Here is an 18129-nt window from a genome sequence, read left to right as displayed (position 1 = left end):
ATGCTCAAACGGCTCTATCACTGGACGCTCGCCAAGGCCGCGCATGAAAAGGCGCCCTATTGGCTGGCCGCCGTCAGTTTCATCGAATCCAGCTTCTTCCCCATTCCGCCCGATGTGATGCTGGCCCCGATGTGTCTGGCGCGGCCTCAAAAGGCGTTCCAGTACGCGCTGATCTGCACCATCGCCTCCGTGCTCGGCGCGCTGCTCGGTTATGCGATCGGTTTCTTCCTGTTCGAGACGATCGGCCGTGCCATTCTGGACTTTTATGGCCTTGCCGATCAGTTTGACACCTTCAAGATCAATTTCAACGAGCAGGGCTGGGTGATCGTGCTGCTCGCCGGTTTCACGCCGCTGCCGTTCAAGGTCATCACCATCGCCGCCGGTGCAACGGCGATGCCGCTCTACATTCTCGTCTTCGCCTCGATCGTCGCGCGATCGGCGCGTTTCTTCCTTGTCGGCGCTCTGCTGTGGAAGTTCGGCCAGCCGATGCAGGACTGGATCGACCGGCATTTCGCGCTGGCAACGACTGTGGTCGGCGTGCTGTTCGTCGGCGGTTTCGCCGCGCTCAAGTTCGTCTTCTAGTGGTCCGATACTGACATTTGCAGACCCAATCCCGCCGCAAGGGGATGCAAATGTCAAAATCAATTCACTAGGGCTTGCGGACGAACAGCTCTTCATAGCGCCGCCGCAGCGGATCGGGGATCGCCTTTGGGCCGTTCCTGTCGGTCAGCACCAGCGTCGAGACGCAGGTCGCAACGCACACGCCTTGCTGGAAGGCGGCGGAACAGATGTCCCAGCTGGACGAGCCGATGCGCCCGATTCCGCTCATCACTTCGACCGGGTCGGGGAAATGCGCCTCGGCGACATAATCGATCGCAACCGACGCGATCAGCCAGCGCTCGCCGGGCTGGCGGCGTTCCAGCCCCAGATTGCGGTTGAACCGCACCCGGCCATTCTCGAACAGCGCCGCCATCGCGACATTGTTGATATGGCCGAGCGGGTCGAGGTCCTGGAAGCGCGTCTCGGTGACCGTGCTGAACGGATAGCTTTCCGGTTCGCGCTGCCAGGCTTCGGATCTGGGCATTCAGTCGAGTCCTGACAGGCCGTTCAGAGCGAACGACCGATCAGTTCCTTCATGATCTCGTTGGTGCCGCCGAAGATGCGCGTCACGCGCGCACCGCGCCAGGCCCGCGCGATCGGATATTCGTTCATGTAACCTGCGCCGCCATGGAGCTGGAGGCACTTGTCCATGATCTCCCACTGCAGTTCGGTGTGCCACAGCTTGGCAGCAGCACCTTCGGTGGCCGTCAGTTCCTTCTTGGCGTGGCGGTTCAGCGCCCAGTCGAGATGCGCCCAGCCGACCTGCAGCTTGGTCTTGAGGTCGGCGAGCACGAACCGGGTGTTCTGGAAATCGAACACCGTCTTGCCGAAGGCCTTTCGGTCCTTCACGAAGGCGACGGTATCGTCATAGGCCTTCTGCGCCGAAGCCTGGGCGGACACGGCGATCGACAGGCGCTCCTGCGGCAGTTCGCTCATCAGGTAGATGAAGCCCTTGCCCTCTTCGCCGAGGCAGTTGGTCATCGGCACGCGCACGTCGTTGAAGAACAGTTCCGACGTATCGGCGGCGTCCTGGCCGATCTTGTCGAGATTGCGCCCGCGCGCAAAGCCTTCGCGATCGGCTTCGACCAGGATGATCGACACGCCCTTCCAGGCCGGCTGCACCTCGGTATCGGTCTTGGCGCAGACCAGGATCAGGTCGGCATTTTGGCCGTTGGTGATATAGGTCTTTGACCCGTTGATGACGTAATGGTTGCCATCCTTCTTGGCCGTCGTGCGGATGCCCTGCAGGTCGGAGCCCGTGCCAGGCTCGGTCATCGCGATGGCGGTGATCGTCTCGCCGGAGACAAGCCGCGGCAGCCATTTCTGCTTCTGCTCTTCGGAACCGTACTGGACGAGATAGTTGACCACGATGTCCGACTGCAGCGAGAAGCCGAGCGGCGATCCGCCGAAATAGGCGGCTTCCTCGTTGACAATGGCGTTATAGCCGAAGTCCAGGCCCAGGCCGCCATATTCTTCCGGAACTGTCGGGCACAGCATGCCGAGCTCGCCTGCCTTGGGCCAGATTTCACGTGGAACAATCTTTTCCTCGTCCCATTTGACCGCATTGGGGGCCACTTCTTCCTGCATGAAGCGGCGCACGGTCTGGCGAAAGGCTTCATGATCAGGGGTATAGGCGGTGCGGGCAAGTTCATCGAGCGACATGGCTTCTCTCCGGTGAATCCTCGGCCACGCGATTCATGCCGCGTGGCAGTGCTTCAAGGTCTAGCGCTGCGTTGACGTAAACGTCAATCGCTATTTAATCGCTCGGTTAAGATCGTTTCAGCCCTGACTGCGGCCGCGCGCCATCACCGCGAGCCGCGCCTGTTCGACCGCTTCCGGCGCAACCTGGCGATTGGCGTCGGTCGATCTTTGCGCCTCCAGCGCCAGCCCGTCGGCCAGGCTCATCCCAAAGCCATCGTCGATCAGCCGCTTGTAGGCCGCGACCATGACGGGGTCGATATTGGCCATGTCGCGCGCCAGGGCAGTGGCGACAGGGAGCAGTTCTTCGGCTTGGACGACGCGATTGACCAGGCCCCAGCGTTCGGCGGTGGCAGCGTCGAGGAAATTGCCGGTCAGGGACAGCTCCTTGGCACGCGAAATGCCGATCATCCGCGACAGTTTCTGCGACAGGCCCCAGCCGGGCATGATGCCCACCCGCGCGTGGGTATCGGCAAAGCGGGCGTTGGTGGACGCGATCAGCACGTCGCAGGCCAGAGCCAGCTCGAACCCGCCGGTGATCGCGACCCCGTTGATCGCGCCGATCACCGGCTTGGCGCATTGTTCGACAGCCTTGACCGGATTGTCCCGGGGATCGGTCGCATTGGCCGCACCCAGCCCCTCGGTGCTCGCGCCCAGCTCCTTGAGATCGAGCCCCGCCGTGAACGCGCGGGTGCCCGCGCCGGTCAGCACCACCGCGCGCACCGCGTCATCCTTGGCCACTGCCCGCATGGCATCGGCTAGCTCGGCACGCAAAGCGCTGGACAAGGCATTCATCGCCTCGGGCCGGTTCAGGGTCACGATGGCGACGCTGTCGGCCAATTCGATGGACACCAGCGGCATGTCTCTCTCCTGGCTTCTATAATCCGGATTCAGGCTATGCGGGCCGCGCATGGGTGGCAAGCCTTGCCAATATCCCCGGCTTGGCACACAATGTCCGCGCCTTGGGGGTCGCGCTTCAGGCAGGGGGCTTTGCCGTGTCGCGCGCACAGCGTTTTCTCGAACGGTTCCGGTCTTCGGCCGATGACCGCAACCCGCTCGACATGCTGCACGAGGATGCCGAAGGCTTTGGCGCCCTGCTGGCCGAAGCGCCCGAAGCGCTGGCCGAAGCGCTGATGGACGATGCCGATCGTGCACCCGCGGGTCCCGCTTTTGTCAATCCGCGCGCCTATGCCTCGGCCGCCTGTGATGCCGATGGCACGATCATCATTGCCGATCCTGCCTTTGCCGCCTGGGCCGCGCCGCTGCATCGCGGCCGGGCCGAGCTGGGCGCGTTGAAACAGGGGCGCGCGAGCGTCTCCTATCTGCTCGAGGACGCCTCCGGCGCTGCCGGGCGCGATGGCAAGTTCATCGCGGTGGCTGCAGCGCCGCTGGCGGCTGCGCGTCACTGGCCATTGGCCCCTGAGGTGCGCCGCGCGCTGGAAAAGGGACGCGCGGATTACGCATTGGTCGCCCATCTTCCGCCGACGCTGCAACCGCGCGGGCTCGCGAGCGCGGCACGGATGTTCGGCTTTACCGCGCGCGAAGTCAGCATGGCGGAAGCCCTGGTGCGCGGCGGCGACGTGCGCGAGGCGGCTCGGCTGGAAGGCATCGCCTATGAGACCGGGCGCGACGCGATCAAGTCTGCCATGGCGAGGGCAGGCTGCCATCGTCAGGGCGAGTTCGTCGCGCTCTGCCTGCAGATCGAAAGCGGAGAGCAACCGGGGGGGCTCGCGGTCGAGCCGGTGCTGCGCGACATATTCGGCCTGACCGAACGCCAGGCGCGCATTGCCGATGCCATGGCGCGCGGGCTCACGCGGGAAGAGTGCGCGCAGCGGCTGATGCTGTCGGTCAATGTCGTCAAGGCCGAACTCAAGGCGATCTTCGTGCAATGCGAGCTCAGCTCAGTGGTGCAGCTGACAACTCTCGTCGGGCATATCCAGGCTGTTGCCGCACTGGCCGAGGCGACCGATATCGACCTGTCGGTGGCGACACGCGGCGCAGAGCCGTTGCGGTTGCTGCCACGAGCGGATCGGCCGGGGCGCATCGCCTTTGCCGATCATGGACCGCGTGACGCGATACCGCTGATCTGCCTGCACACCGCGACCACAGGCCGGCATCTGCCCACCAGCGCGATCAGCGCGCTGCAGGCCGGCGGAATCCGTCCGATCACGCTCGACCGGCCCGGTTTCGGCCTGACCGCGATGGTCGAGGGCGATTATCTGAAGCACAACATGCGCGACATTCTGGAGATACTCGACACGCTCGGCATCGCGCGAACCTCCATCCTGGCGCGAGGCGGCACGATGGTGCTGGCCCATTTTGCCGCACAATATCCGGATCGCTTCGACCGCGCCGTGGTGCTCAATCCGGAGCCGCCGCCCCGCGCCGATGGCCGTTTGAACGGTCTGCAAGGGCATGTGAAGAAGCTGGTCTATTCGCGGCCCGGATTGATCGGGCCCCTGGCGACCCATCTGTCGCGCCGCGCCTCGGCGGGCACCGTCGAGCGTCTGGTGCTGCAGGTCGTCGGCGGCTCTGCCGCAGACCGGGCGACGCTGGCCGATCCGGAGATTCTCGCCGCCTATGTCCGGTCCACGCAGCAAAGCGCGATGCAGGGCGGCGCAGGCTTTCTGGCGATCGCCCGGTCCGAGCCGCACGACACGGTGCAGCCGCTAGCCGATGGCAGCCCGATCACGATCCTGTGCGGGGCCGAGGACACGATGTACGAGGCATCCGATTCCGTGCCCTATTGGCAATCGCTCTGGCCGGGCGCGGCCGCGCATGTCGTGGCCGGGGCGGGGCGCATGCTGCTCTTCCAGCGGCCCGACCTCGTGGCAGCGGCCCTGCGCGGCGATCCCCTCATGCTGTAACCGCGTGCTGCGCAACATTTCCCCGCGCGAACACTTGCCCAATCCGTACCGTCACGGCTATGCACGAACCTGCGGGGCGTCCTCAAACCATCAGGCCGGCAATCGGCAAAACCACAATCGAATCAACCTGCGGCCGCGCCCCTGCGGTCGCCAGACAAGGGCCTGTCGATGAGCGAGAAGAGCAACGTCCAGTTCACCGAGCGCGAGGCGCTGCACTTCCATTCCACCGGGCGCCCCGGCAAGCTCGAGATCATCGCCTCCAAGCCGATGGCTACCCAGCGCGATCTGAGCCTCGCCTATTCGCCAGGCGTCGCCGTGCCGGTGCGCGCCATTGCCGAAGACCCGGCCACTGCCTATGACTATACCGCCAAGGGCAACCTGGTTGCGGTCATCTCCAACGGCACCGCAATCCTTGGCCTCGGCAATCTGGGCGCGCTGGCCTCCAAGCCGGTGATGGAAGGCAAGGCGGTGCTGTTCAAGCGCTTCGCGGATGTGGATTCGATCGATATCGAGGTGAATACCGAGGATGTCGACCGGTTCATCGAGTGCGTCGAGCTGCTCGAGCCGAGCTTCGGCGGCATCAACCTGGAAGATATCGGCGCACCTGCCTGTTTCATCATCGAACAGGCGCTGAAAGAGCGGATGAACATTCCGGTCATGCACGATGACCAGCACGGCACGGCGATCATATCCGCCGCCGGCCTGCTCAACGCCTGTTACCTCACGGGGCGTGACTTTGCCGATGTGAAGGTGGTGGTCAATGGTGCGGGCGCCGCTGCCATCGCCTGTACCGAGCTGATCAAGGCGATGGGCGTGCGGCACGACAATGTGCTGATGTGCGACCGCTCGGGCGTGATCTATCAGGGCCGCGACGATCTGGATCAGTGGAAGTCGGCGCATGCCGCCAAGACCGACCGGCGGACGCTCGAAGAGGCGCTGGATGGCGCCGATATCTTCCTGGGGCTTTCGGCCGCAGGGGCGCTCAAGCCCGAGATGGTGATGAAGATGGCGCCCCAGCCGATCATCTTCGCCATGGCCAATCCCGACCCGGAAATCACGCCGCCCGATGCCAAGGCGGCGCGCCCCGATGCGATCATCGCCACCGGCCGGTCGGACTATCCCAACCAGGTCAACAATGTGCTGGGTTTCCCGTTCATCTTCCGCGGCGCGCTTGATGTGCGTGCGACGGCGATCAACGAGGAAATGAAGATCGCGGCGGCCAAGGCGATCGCCGAACTGGCGCGCGAGCAGGTGCCCGAGGAGGTCGCTGCGGCTTATGGCGGTGCGAGCCAGAAATTCGGCGTCGACTACATCATTCCGGCACCGTTCGATCCGCGGTTGATGGAGCGCGTTTCGGCGGCGGTCGCGCAGGCGGCGATGGACACCGGCGTCGCGCAGAAGCGCATCGAGGACATGGCCGAATATCGCCATTCGCTCAAGTCCAGGCTCAACCCGACGACCGCCGTGCTGACCCAGGTCTATAGCGATGCGCGCGCCAATCCCAAGCGCGTGGTCTTTGCCGAGGCCGAGGAAGAAGTGGTGCTGCGCGCCGCGATCCAGTTCCGCGATGGCGGCTATGGCACGCCGGTGCTGGTCGGCCGCGAACAGCGCGTCCGCGACAAGCTGAAGGAACTGGCGGTCGACGATCCCATGGCGTTCGAGGTGCACAACAGCGCCAACTCGCCGCTGGTGCCGCACATGGTCGACGTGCTCTACGAACGGCTGCAGCGGCGCGGTTATCTCAAGCGCGACGTCAAGCGCATGGTCAACCAGGATCGCAACATCTTCGGCTCGGCGCTGCTGCATCTGGGCGAGGCCGGTGCGATGCTGACCGGCATTACCCGCACTTTCGGCCAGTCGATGCGCGAGATTCGCCGCGTGCTCGATCCCAAGCCGGGCGAAACGCCTTTTGGCATCCATGTGATGGTCGGCAAGAGTCACACGGTGTTCCTGGCCGATACCACGGTAAACGAGCGGCCAAGCGCCGAGGAACTGGCGTGCATCGCGGAGAACACCGCCCATGTCGCGCGGCGTCTGGGGCATGAACCGCGTGTCGCGTTCCTGTCCTATTCCAATTTCGGCAATCCTTCGGGTCGCTGGCTGGACAATATCCGCGACGCGGTGAGCATCCTGGATCAGCGCGGGGTCGCATTCGAATATGAAGGCGAGATGTCGCCCGACGTCGCGCTCAACCCCAGGCTGATGGCCAATTATCCGTTCTGCCGTCTGTCGGCACCGGCCAATGTGCTGATCATGCCGGGGCTGCAATCGGCCAATCTTTCGGCCAAGCTGCTGCGCGAACTGGGCGGCGACGCGATGATCGGACCGATGCTGATCGGCATGGAAAAGCCGGTGCAGATTGCCGCCATGTCCTCGACCGCTGGCGATCTGCTGACGCTGGCGCTGCTGGCCTCGGCGGGCGTGGTGGGCTGATCAGCCAGGCTGGCTGGTGGCAATGGTCCGGCGGACCAGAGCCACCAGATCGTCAGGCGCAAACGGCTTGGTGATCAGAACATTGTGCGGGCAGCTTTCCAGCGCGCCGCCGGCATAGCCGGTCATCAGCACGATCGGGATGTCCGGCCAGGAGCGATGGACCTCGGCAGCAAGCGCCTTGCCGTCGAGCCGCGGCATGGTGATGTCGCTCAGCAGCAAATCGGGGCGCTTTTCGGCACTGCGCATCGTGTTGAGCGCGGCCTGGCCGTCTTCGGCCTCGACCACGTTGAAACCAGCTTCCTGCAGCACGTCGCTGACATGCGCCCGGAGCGCGGCATTGTCTTCGGCCAAAAGGATCGTGCAATCGGGACGGCAGGCAGGTTCGGCCAGACCCGCGCTTCCCTCGCCCGGCAGATCGTCGAAGGCATCCGCCGTCACCGGGAGCCACAGGCTCAGCGTCGTGCCCTCGCCGGGCGCGGTCTTCAGCGTCACGAACCCGCCCGATTGCGCGACAAAGCCCTGCACCTGGCTGAGGCCAAGGCCTGTGCCCTTGCCGATCTCCTTGGTGGTGAAGAACGGCTCGAAGATATGCGCGGCAATGTCTGCCGGAATGCCCGATCCGGTGTCGTGCACGCAGAAGCGGACATAGCGGCCCGGCGGTGCATCATGCCCGTCGTGCATGTCCTCTTCGCTGCGCAGCGCATTGGCACCGTGGATGGTGATCGTCCCGGGCTGTTCCATCGCGTCGCGCGCGTTGACCACCAGGTTGAGCAGCGCATTTTCAAGCTGGCTCGCATCGACCGTGATCGGCCAGAGACTGTCGGGGCACTCGACCGCCAGTTCGTGGCGATCGTCGAGCGCTTGCGCGGCCAGTGGCTGAAGGTCGCGGATCAGTTCGGTCGGGCGGATCAGCGTCGGGGTCAGCGACTGGCGCCGGGCATAGGCGAGCAGGCGCTGGGTCAGGTTCGCGGCGCGGCTCGCGCCATCGCGGGCGTTGGCGATCGCGGCCTCGGCACGTTCGACCTGACCGGAGGCGATGCGCTTCTGGGCGATGTCGAGGTTGCCGGTGATGATCGTGAGCAGGTTGTTGAAATCATGGGCGATGCCGCCGGTCAGCTGGCCGATCGATTCCATCCGCTGAACCTGGGCCAGCTGGGCCTCTGCGGCGCGGGCGCGCGTGATATCGCGCGCGATGCCGAAGATCAGTTCACCCTCGCGTGCCAGGCTCCAGCTCGCATAGATTGCCTGGCCGTCGTGCCCGCGCATCTCGCGCTCGAGCTGGACATCGGTCTGACCGCTGGCGAGATGGACCACCTCGGCCTCGTCGGGATGGGCGAAATAGTCGCGGATATGCCCCTGGCCATCGGCAGGGACCGGGCCGAACGCCTTTTCCCAGGCGGGGTTTCCCGCCACCAGCAGCCCGTCGGTCGTGGTGATCAGCATCATGTCGAGCGAGCTGTCCCACAGCCGGTCGCGCTGATCGGCGGCGAGGTCTGCGGCGAGCTGCTGATGGATCAGCTGCTTGCGCAGTTCGAGCAGCGCCGCCACCTGCCGTGCCAGTGCAGCGAGCAGGGGGGCTCCGTCAAAGCCCTCGCGCGCGCGGCTGTCGGACAGGCAGATGGTCCCCAGCGCAAAACCGTCCGCGTTGATCACCGGTGCGCCGGCATAGAAGCGGATGTGCGGAGGCCCGGTGACGAGGGGATTGTCGGCAAAGCGCGGATCGGCGGTCGCATCGAGCACGACCATGACCTCGCTCGATCGGATCGCATGGTCGCAAAAGGCAATGGAGCGCGGCGTTTCCTTCAGATCCAGGCCCAGTGATGCCTTGAACCATTGCCGCTCGTCCTCGACGATCGAGATATACGCCGCCTCGCTGGCACCGATCGACCGGGCGATGCTGACGAGATCCTCGTAAAGCGCATTGTCGCTGTCATCGGGAGACAGCTGATAGGCGCGCAGGGCATTGAGCCGCGCGGCGTCGTCATCGGCCCTGAGGCCGGCCTGGCTGGGATTGAGCAGCATCGACCCGTCCGTAGTCGCGCGAAGCATGCCGCGCACCAAGTTTTGCGCCAATATAGGCCAAGGATCGCCAAGCACCAGAAGCATCGATGTTTTTCTTGGGCCAGGTGGTCGGCGCAGTTGCGGGCTTAACGGAAGGCCGGAGCGATGCTAGAGGCGGCGCACCCCCATCGAAAGAAAGTCTGCGACCCATGAAGACCCGTGCCGCCGTTGCCTTCGAAGCCAAGAAGCCGCTGGAGATCGTCGAACTCGACCTTGAAGGCCCCAAGGCCGGAGAAGTGCTGGTCGAGATCATGGCAACGGGCATCTGCCACACCGATGCCTATACGCTCGACGGGTTCGACAGCGAGGGCATCTTCCCCAGCGTACTCGGTCATGAAGGCGCCGGGATCGTGCGCGAGGTCGGCACGGGCGTGACGTCAGTGAAGCCGGGCGATCATGTCATCCCGCTCTACACCCCCGAATGCCGCCAGTGCAAAAGCTGCCTGTCGGGCAAGACCAACCTGTGCACCGCGATCCGCGCGACCCAGGGCAAGGGCCTGATGCCCGATGGCACCACGCGGTTCAGCTACAAGGGACAGCCGATCTATCACTATATGGGATGCTCGACCTTCTCGAACTTCACCGTGCTGCCCGAGATCGCGGTCGCGAAGATCCGTGAGGACGCGCCGTTCCAGACCAGCTGCTATATCGGCTGCGGCGTCACCACCGGCGTCGGTGCGGTGATCAACACCGCCAAGGTCCAGGTCGGCGACAATGTCGTGGTGTTCGGTCTCGGCGGCATCGGCCTTAACGTCATCCAGGGTGCGCGGCTGGCGGGTGCGGACAGGATCATCGGCGTCGACATCAACCCGGATCGCGAGGAATGGGGCCGCAAGTTCGGCATGACCGCGTTCCTCAATTCCAGGGGCATGAGCCGCGAGGATGTCGTCGCGAAGATCGTCGAAATGACCGATGGCGGCGCGGACTATACCTTCGATGCGACCGGCAATACCGAGGTGATGCGCACCGCGCTGGAGGCCTGCCATCGCGGCTGGGGCACCTCGATCATCATCGGCGTTGCGGAAGCGGGCAAGGAGATCGCGACTCGGCCGTTCCAGCTGGTGACCGGGCGCAACTGGCGCGGCACCGCGTTCGGCGGGGCCAAGGGCCGCACCGACGTGCCCAAGATCGTCGACATGTATATGCAGGGCAAGATCGAGATCGACCCGATGATCACGCATGTCATGGGTCTGGAAGAGATCAACACCGCATTCGACCTGATGCATGCGGGCAAGTCGATCCGCTCCGTGGTGGTGTTCTGATGCCGGTCGCGGTGGAAACCATTTCGTCGGCGAAGAGCTTCGGCGGCGAGCAGGCGGTGCTGCGCCATGCCTCGGAGGTGACCGGCAACGACATGACCTTCTCGGTCTTCGTGCCCGATCATGCAGAGGGCGAGAAGCTGCCGGTGGTCTGGTATCTTTCGGGCCTGACCTGCACGCATGCCAATGTCACCGAAAAGGGGGATTTCAGGCGGGCTTGCGCCGAGCTCGGCCTGATCTTCGTCGCGCCCGATACCAGCCCGCGCGGCGAGGGCGTCGCCGATGACCAGGACGGGGCCTATGATTTCGGCCTTGGCGCCGGCTTCTATGTCGATGCCACGCAAGACCCGTTCGCGCAGCATTACCGCATGTGGAGCTACATCACCGAGGAACTGCCCGAGATCATCGGCGACTGCTTCCCGGCGAACTTGGCGCGCCAATCGATCATGGGCCATTCGATGGGCGGGCATGGTGCGCTGACCATCGGCCTCACCCATGCCGAGCGCTTTCGTGCGGTTTCGGCCTTTGCGCCGATCGTCGCGCCGTCGCAGGTGCCGTGGGGCATCAAGGCGCTGACCGGCTATCTGGGCGAGGACCGTGCCGCCTGGCGCGCCCATGATGCGGTGGCACTGATCGAGGATGGCGCGCGCGTGCCGGCGCTGCTGGTCGATCAGGGCGATGCCGACAGCTTCCTGGCCGAACAGCTCAAGCCGCAACTGCTGGCTGAGGCTTGCGAAAAGGCGGGAATCGACCTGACGCTGCGCCTGCAGCCGGGCTATGATCACAGCTATTACTTCATTTCCACCTTCATGGAGGATCACCTGCGCTGGCATGCCGAGCGGCTGAAGGCCTGACCAAGGATCAGGGGGCGATCGTCACCGTCGCGGTGCCGCTCGCCCAGACGGGCAGATAGAGCCCGGCGCCGGCGGCCTGCAGCTGGCCGGTCCTCGCCCGCTTCACCTCGGCATGGATGACCAGATCGCCCGTGCGCTTGGCCTCGATCGCGCGGTCGATTTTGCCGAGCAGTTCGGCATAGTCGCGCTCGAAATTCTGTGCGAGCAGCTCGGCCACCATCGGCGCGACGCCAGGCGCGTTGATCAGATCGAGAATGAGGTCGCCTCCGGTCATGTCGGTCGTACCCGTGACCTCGAAATCCTCGAAGCCGACGCGGCGCGAATCCTCGGCATTGACCGGCTTGCCCGTCATCCAGACCGTGCCCGATGTCGGCGTCTTGCTGCCGCGTTCGTGCGCGCTGAAGGTCAGGCCCACGGCGATCTTGCCGCCCCTGGTGCCATAGATGGTCGCTGCCTTGAAAGTCGCATCGACGGGGTTCAGGCCCGGCACCTCGAACGGACGGCGCGACCGCTTCTGCAGCGCTTCCAGCAGCACCGGCTGCAGCGCGCGATAGTCGCCGAACACCGGAAGGAAAAAGGCCAGTTCGCCGGTCTGCGCCTCGAGCGGCTGCATGGGCGGCAGCGGCTTCGGGGCACGCGGTCGTGGTTTGTGACCCACATAGGTCTCGGTGAGCGCGCGCATCCCCAGCTTCAGCCGCAACCGACCGCTCGCGATCTCGTAGCCGCCATATTGCAGCTCGCGCGGGGTGATGCGCATCCAGACCTCGGGGTTGCGTTCGTTCAGCACTACGGAAGTGAAGGCGGAGGCCCAGGCCTTTTCGATCTGGCGACGCAGCTCGAGCTTGCCGAGTTCGCCGGGCAGTTCGCGCTCCAGCCTGGCGACGATCGGCGCCAGCTCGCGCTCGGCTTCCTGCGTGAACCGGATTTTCTGGCCGAGAAACTCGATATGCGGCTCGGTGGTCCAGGAATAGTCGAGGTCGAGCGTTCCGCGCGGGGTCCAGTCGCGGGCGATGGTCATGCGGATATCGGCATGGACCATCGCGCGCGCGGTCGCGGTCTCGCGCTTGAGGATTCCGGCGATATCCTCGGCCCGGACGACCGCGGTGATCGGGATCGACAGCCGGATGCGCTGGCCCGACCCTGCGACCGAAATCGCGCCGCGCGTCACCTGCCCGACGATGCGGCACTTGATCTTGGGTGTCTTGACCTTGGCGATCCCCAGATCGACCTTTTCGCTGGCGATGCAGACCTGATCCTTCTGGTCGATGCTCCACAGGCGGCGCGGCACCTGCCGCTCCATCGCACGCGCAAGATTGCCGAGATCGGCTTCTACCGGCACCGAGACAAGCGAGGCCTGGGGCGGGATGGTGATCGCGTCATCGGTGCGCGGCGGGCGCCCCTCGTCGCGCCAGCCGCCGCAGCCTGCAAGCAGCACCAGCCCGGCAAAAGCGAGCGCGCTCGCGGCGATGCGCATCAGCTGCTGGCCACGACCATGCCGTCGATGCGCAGCGTCGGGACATTGACGCCATAGCGAAATTCGAGGTCGTCGGCCGGGATCAGCGCTGCGAACATGTCCTTGAGATTGCCCGCAATGGTGATCTCGCTGATCGGTTCGGCAAGCTGACCGTCGCGGATGATGAAGCCGCTCGCGCCGCGGCTGTAATCGCCGGTGACGCCATTCACGCCCATGCCGATCAGCTGGGTGACGTACACGCCCAGCTTGATGTCCGCCATCAGCGCCTCGGGGCTGACGCTTCCCGCTTCCATATGGACGTTGCTGGAGCCCGTAGAGGGTGCACCGCTCACCCCGCGGGCAGCATGGCCGGTCGGCGCTTCGCTCAGCTGACGGGCCGAGGCGCTGTCCATCATCCAGCCGCTCAGCACACCATGATTGATGATCCGCCAGGGCGCGGTGGGCAGGCCTTCGCCATCGAAGGCGCGGGAGCGCTGACCCCGGGCGCGGTGCGGATCGTCGATGATCGAGACGCTCGAATCGAACACCGGCCGGCCGCGCCGGTCGAGCAGGAAGCTCGTCTTGCGCGCGATCGCGCCGCCCGAGATCGCGCCGAGCAGCGGCCCGAGCAGCGATCCGCCCGCGCGGCGATCATAGATGACCGGCATCGGCCCGCTCTCGATCTTGCCCGCGCCCAACCGCTCGACCGCGCGTTCTCCGGCGCGGCGCCCGACGGCTTCGGCCGATTCCAGATCGGCGAGGAAGCGTGTGCTGTGCGAGGCCGAATCGCGTTCCATCTGTCCGTCGCGCGCGGCGAGCACGCTGGCGGCAATGCCATAGCGGCTGCCGCCATAGCTGCCGCAGAACCCGTGACTGGTGGCGAGCGCCATGACCGATCGTACCGCGCTGGCAGAGCCTCCCTCGCTGTTGGTCACGCCCGGCACGGCGCGTGCCGCATCCTCGCAGGCGAGCGCCAGTTCGCGCAAGTGCTGCGGATCGGGGTCGCCGCCATCGTCGAGTTCCAGATCGGGCAGGGCGCTACGCATCAGCAGCTCTTCGGGGGCAAGTCCGGCATAGGCGTCTTCGGGGGCCAGCCGCGCCATCGCGACGGCGCGCTCGGCCAGGGTGGCAAGTCCGGCGGCGCTGACGTCGGCGCCCGAGACGCTGGCCGACTGTTTCCCGTGAAACACCCTGAGACCGATCGCGGCACTTTCGGACCGCTGCACGTCCTCGAGCGCACCCAGGCGCATCTGGACATCGGTAGAAGCATCGCAGGCAAAGACGGCATCGGCGGCAGTCGCACCGGCGGCCATGGCGCGGGCAACAAGGTCTTGCGCCAGATCGCTGGCTTGTTCGGGGGTCTGCATCAGCGCGATGTAGGTCGCTGGCAGGCTCGGGTCAATCGAACCGCCGCATTCAGATCAGTGCGGCAAGGCCCTTGATCAGCGCGACAAAGCCGAAGGGAAAGCCGATCGCGAACAGCCAGATGCCCAGGCGATCGCCGCGATAGGCCGCGGCCAGCGTTGCTTCGGCCGCATTGCTGCGCACCAGGCCCTGCCATCGCCGTTCGACCCGGCGGCACAGGGGAATGACGATGCCGACCAGCGCGACCAGGCCCAGATAAGGCAGAATGGTCATGCCATCGACCTTGATCGCCTGCATCACCACGAAGATCTGCAGGCCGGTATAGACCAGCAGCGCATAGGCAACATGGTTGCTGATCCGCTTTTCCCAAAGGCTCTCGGGCACGAACGGCTTGACGATATTGGCGTTGTAGCGCGCGGCCTCGAACCGCTTTTCCAGAGCATTGGGCATATGCGTTCCCCTGCCTTGCCAAATGCAGGCCCCACCCCTGCATTTACGGGGAGTGTGTCATTGATGTGACAGCTTGGCAAGGGGCATCGCGCAACGGCTTAGGGCCGTATATCCCCGGCCTTGCGCGCCGTTCTATGCCGCAATGCCTTCGGCCTTGCGGAGGGCCTTCCGGTCGAGCTTGCCGATCAGCGTCTTGGGCAGAGCCTCGCGGATGTCGACCGCGATCACCCTTTCGTGCTTGCCCAGTTGCGGATTGAGCCACGCCATCAACCCAGGCCCGTCGATCTCGGCATCGTCCTGCAGCGCGACAAACGCCTTGGGGCTTTCGCCGCGATAGGTATCGGGCACGCCGATCACCAGCGCCTCCTTCACGGCAGGGTGGCGATAGAGCACTTCCTCGATCTGGCTGGGAAACACCTTGAACCCGCCCACCGCGATCATGTCCTTGATGCGGTCGACGATGCGGATATAGCCCTGTTCGTCGATCTGCCCGACATCGCCGGTGCGCAGGAAATTGCCGATGAACACATCGGCATCGGCATCGGGGCGGTTCCAGTAGCCGCGCATCACCTGGGGGCCGGAAAAGATGATCTCGCCGGGTTCGCCGGGCGCCACGTCCCTGGTCGGGTCTTCCTTGTCCACAAGGCGTACCAGCGTTCCGGGCAAGGGCTGGCCGATGGTGCCGGGCTTGTTGAGCCCCTCATAGGGATTGGTCGAGACGACGCCGCTGCTCTCGGTCAGGCCATAGCCTTCGACGACATTGGCGCCGGTCGCATCCTCGAACCGCGCCTTGACCTCGGCTGCCAGCGGTGCACCGCCCGAAATGCAGGCACGCAAGCTGGCGAAATTGGTGTTCGCGATCTCCGGATTGTCGAGCAGCGCCTGGTACATAGTCGGCACGCCGGGCAGGGCGGTGACCCGGGTGCGGGTAATCGCCTTGAGCGCGGCCTCGGCCTCGAAGCGCGGCAGCATCACGATCTCGCCGCCGTTGAGCACGGTGCGGTTGAGCACGCAGGTGTTGGCGAAGACATGGAAGAAGGGCAGCACGCCCAGAATGCGGTCATGCTCGCTGTCGTTGCGCGGATCGATCGCGTTGACCTGGCGTGCATTGGCCGAGAGATTCTGGTGGCTCAGCATCGCACCCTTGGGCGTGCCGGTGGTGCCGCCGGTATACTGGAACAGTGCGATGTCGCGCTCCGCATCGATCTGCACGGGCGCATATTGCCCGTCATTGGCAATCAGCTTCGAAAACCGCGTGATGCGCGGATCGTTCGGGAGCGGCGTCGTTTCCTTGCTCTTGAACAGCCGGAAGAGCAGCGACTTGAGCGGCGGCAGCCCGCCTGCCACCGATCCGACGACCAGCCGCTGCAGTGTGGACTTGTCGAGCACCTTGAGTGCAGTCGGCAGCAGTGCCGTCGCGGACAGCGTGAAGAGGATCGTCGTGCCGCTGTCCTCGACCTGATGGGCGAGCTCGTCCACGGTATAGAGCGGCGAGAAATTGACCACCGTCGCCCCGGCTGCCATAGCGCCGTAATAGGCAGCGACATAATGCGGCACATTGGGAAGGAACAGGCCGACCCGGTCGCCCTTGCCGATCCCGAGAGCCTGCAGACCCTTGGCTACCCTGGCGACACCGTGAGCGACCTGGTCGTAGCTGTACTTGCGCTCCATGAAATCGAGCAGGGGTGCCGAATGCTTGCGTGCGACCGAAGCGAAGAACATGTCCGGCAGCGACAGCGGCGGAAAGGTCTGATCCCAGGGGCAGGGATGGTTGTAATGCGTCTTCCAGATCGGCTCTGCGTCATCGGCAGCGGCGGAAGGGGCGGTCGAAGCGGGGGCAGAAGCGTCTGTCATTGACATCACTGTAAATAAGACCCGCGCGCCAGACAAGCCGCTTGCTATCCATAAGCCTGAACGCTGCCGATAGAAATGTTCGATTGCAATCCTTGGTTTCTCGCAACACAGTGTGCGGACGCGGGGAGAAGGTGCCAGCATGACGACGATCAGTAGAGCCTGCCAAGTTCTGGTGGTCTTACTTGGGCTGGCCGGCCACACTGTTCATGCGCGCGAAGTCCCGGACAGCCAGAAGCGCGGCCAATGGACGCATGCGCGGACGCAACTGTCGCTGGAACCGGTCCTTGCCGGCCTGCAACTCTACAAAGTCCTGTCTTCTGCGCCGCGAGAGCTCGATGTCCATGCGCGATTTGAAAGCCCTGACCAGGCGACCTTCGCCACGGTCTATGTTTTCCGACCTGCCGCTGGCGACCTGCCGCTCTGGTTCGACCGCGCCACTGCCACCATCGCAACGGCCGATCGCTGGACGATCGCGTCGACAGAGGAATTCGGCCCGTTCGTCCCCCCAGGTCAGGATCGCGCAAACGGACTTCAGGCGATCTATGCACTCGGCGGCGGGGAGTTCAGGTCAACCGCCATCGCCATGGCGGCGACCGACGGGTGGATCATCAAGATCCGCATCACGTCGCTGAAGCTCGATGCGGCCGAAATGAAGGCCCTGATGGGCGAATTCCAGCGGCAGATTGTCTGGCCCCGCACTCTGGCTACCGCCCCGGCAGTGAGCCCGCTGGCCGACTGCCCGACGCCGCTGACCTTCGGCAAGGCCGCCAGGCCGGTGCGACGCAGCCGCGACAAGGCGGCGGCCAGCGCGGTCGCAGGCGCCCTGCTCGAAGGTTCCGAACGCGATGCCACCATCGGGGCGCCCTTGCGCGGCAAGGCCTATTGCCGCGATTCGGTGTTCGGAACGCACGGAATCTATCGCATCGAAGGGACATCGGATCAGTATCTGCTGGCCTATAATGACGCCGGGCGGGTTGCGTCGGTCCGGCCTTCACCGGGCCTGTTCGATGCGGACGGGAAGAAAAGCTTTGCGATCTCGTATCTCGAGCTCGATCGCAGCCTGCAATATGTCGATCACGATCGACTTGTCTCGCCCGCGCATTTGAACGAAATCGTTCATTCGCAGCGGCCGCTGACCACGGTTGCGATCGAAGAAACCGGATCGGAGGCAGCGCCGGACCGGCCCGGTGCGCAGCCATGAACCGATAGCCGCTTGCATCGTCGCCCGGCTTTGC

General features: G+C 65.0%; 14 protein-coding genes. 6 read left to right on the top strand and 8 right to left on the bottom strand.

Going from position 1 to position 18129, the window contains the following annotated elements:
* Entirely contained in the window at positions 1-582 is a 582-nt protein-coding gene (locus tag C7451_RS07590; protein ID WP_110298374.1) for a YqaA family protein, read from the top strand.
* A gap of 67 nt (positions 583-649) precedes the next feature.
* Here C7451_RS07590 and C7451_RS07585 read toward each other — a convergent pair whose 3' ends face one another.
* The 3 genes from C7451_RS07585 to C7451_RS07575 all read right to left on the bottom strand — a co-directional run bounded on the left by C7451_RS07585 (position 650) and on the right by C7451_RS07575 (position 3159).
* On the bottom strand, positions 650-1084 hold the full coding sequence (locus tag C7451_RS07585) for an acyl-CoA thioesterase (protein ID WP_110298373.1): 435 nt from the start codon (positions 1082-1084) through the stop codon (positions 650-652).
* A gap of 23 nt (positions 1085-1107) precedes the next feature.
* Positions 1108-2262 carry an acyl-CoA dehydrogenase family protein gene (locus C7451_RS07580; RefSeq protein WP_110298372.1) on the bottom strand — a complete coding sequence of 385 codons (1155 nt, stop codon included), beginning with the start codon at positions 2260-2262 and terminating at the stop codon, positions 1108-1110.
* Between the two features lie 117 nt (positions 2263-2379).
* Positions 2380-3159: an enoyl-CoA hydratase gene (locus C7451_RS07575; RefSeq protein WP_110298371.1), complete on the bottom strand. Its 780-nt coding sequence runs from the start codon at positions 3157-3159 to the stop codon at positions 2380-2382.
* Positions 3160-3212: 53 nt separating this feature from the next.
* Between C7451_RS07575 and C7451_RS07570 the strand changes: the two genes are divergently transcribed.
* Positions 3213-5165 carry an alpha/beta fold hydrolase gene (locus C7451_RS07570; protein WP_110298370.1) on the top strand — a complete coding sequence of 651 codons (1953 nt, stop codon included), beginning with the start codon at positions 3213-3215 and terminating at the stop codon, positions 5163-5165.
* Positions 5166-5333: 168 nt separating this feature from the next.
* Entirely contained in the window at positions 5334-7598 is a 2265-nt protein-coding gene (locus C7451_RS07565; protein WP_110298369.1) for an NADP-dependent malic enzyme, read from the top strand.
* Here the strand turns inward: C7451_RS07565 and C7451_RS07560 are convergent, their stop codons facing one another.
* On the bottom strand, positions 7599-9647 hold the full coding sequence (locus C7451_RS07560; protein WP_208625163.1) for a GAF domain-containing hybrid sensor histidine kinase/response regulator: 2049 nt from the start codon (positions 9645-9647) through the stop codon (positions 7599-7601).
* A 161-nt stretch (positions 9648-9808) separates the two neighbouring features.
* Between C7451_RS07560 and C7451_RS07555 the strand changes: the two genes are divergently transcribed.
* Positions 9809-10921, top strand: a complete 1113-nt coding sequence (locus C7451_RS07555) for an S-(hydroxymethyl)glutathione dehydrogenase/class III alcohol dehydrogenase (protein ID WP_110298367.1) — start codon at positions 9809-9811, stop codon at positions 10919-10921.
* The gene (fghA, locus tag C7451_RS07550) at positions 10921-11772 is read left to right on the top strand and encodes an S-formylglutathione hydrolase (protein ID WP_208625162.1); all 852 of its coding nucleotides are present in this window, start codon (positions 10921-10923) and stop codon (positions 11770-11772) included. Before C7451_RS07555 ends, fghA begins: the two co-directional genes overlap by 1 nt.
* Before the next feature lie 7 nt (positions 11773-11779).
* Here the strand turns inward: fghA and C7451_RS07545 are convergent, their stop codons facing one another.
* From C7451_RS07545 to C7451_RS07530, 4 genes are all read right to left on the bottom strand, one after another.
* The gene (locus tag C7451_RS07545; protein ID WP_110298366.1) at positions 11780-13246 is read right to left on the bottom strand and encodes a DUF4403 family protein; all 1467 of its coding nucleotides are present in this window, start codon (positions 13244-13246) and stop codon (positions 11780-11782) included.
* Positions 13246-14592: a TldD/PmbA family protein gene (locus C7451_RS07540; protein ID WP_110298365.1), complete on the bottom strand. Its 1347-nt coding sequence runs from the start codon at positions 14590-14592 to the stop codon at positions 13246-13248. Before C7451_RS07540 ends, C7451_RS07545 begins: the two co-directional genes overlap by 1 nt.
* Positions 14593-14641: 49 nt before the next feature.
* The gene (locus C7451_RS07535) at positions 14642-15040 is read right to left on the bottom strand and encodes a hypothetical protein (RefSeq protein WP_110298364.1); all 399 of its coding nucleotides are present in this window, start codon (positions 15038-15040) and stop codon (positions 14642-14644) included.
* Positions 15041-15172: 132 nt separating this feature from the next.
* On the bottom strand, positions 15173-16894 hold the full coding sequence (locus C7451_RS07530) for a long-chain-fatty-acid--CoA ligase (RefSeq protein WP_110298363.1): 1722 nt from the start codon (positions 16892-16894) through the stop codon (positions 15173-15175).
* A gap of 139 nt (positions 16895-17033) precedes the next feature.
* Between C7451_RS07530 and C7451_RS07525 the strand changes: the two genes are divergently transcribed.
* A complete protein-coding gene (locus C7451_RS07525; protein WP_146215309.1) occupies positions 17034-18095 on the top strand; it encodes a hypothetical protein in 1062 nt (353 codons plus the stop codon).
* The last annotated feature ends 34 nt before the right edge of the window (positions 18096-18129 follow it).

Origin of the sequence: Blastomonas natatoria (assembly GCF_003201955.1) — a bacterium.
Lineage (GTDB): Bacteria > Pseudomonadota > Alphaproteobacteria > Sphingomonadales > Sphingomonadaceae > Blastomonas > Blastomonas natatoria.
The sequence above is the reverse complement of the archived record's forward strand: the minus strand, read 5'-3'. Positions and strand labels throughout refer to the sequence as shown.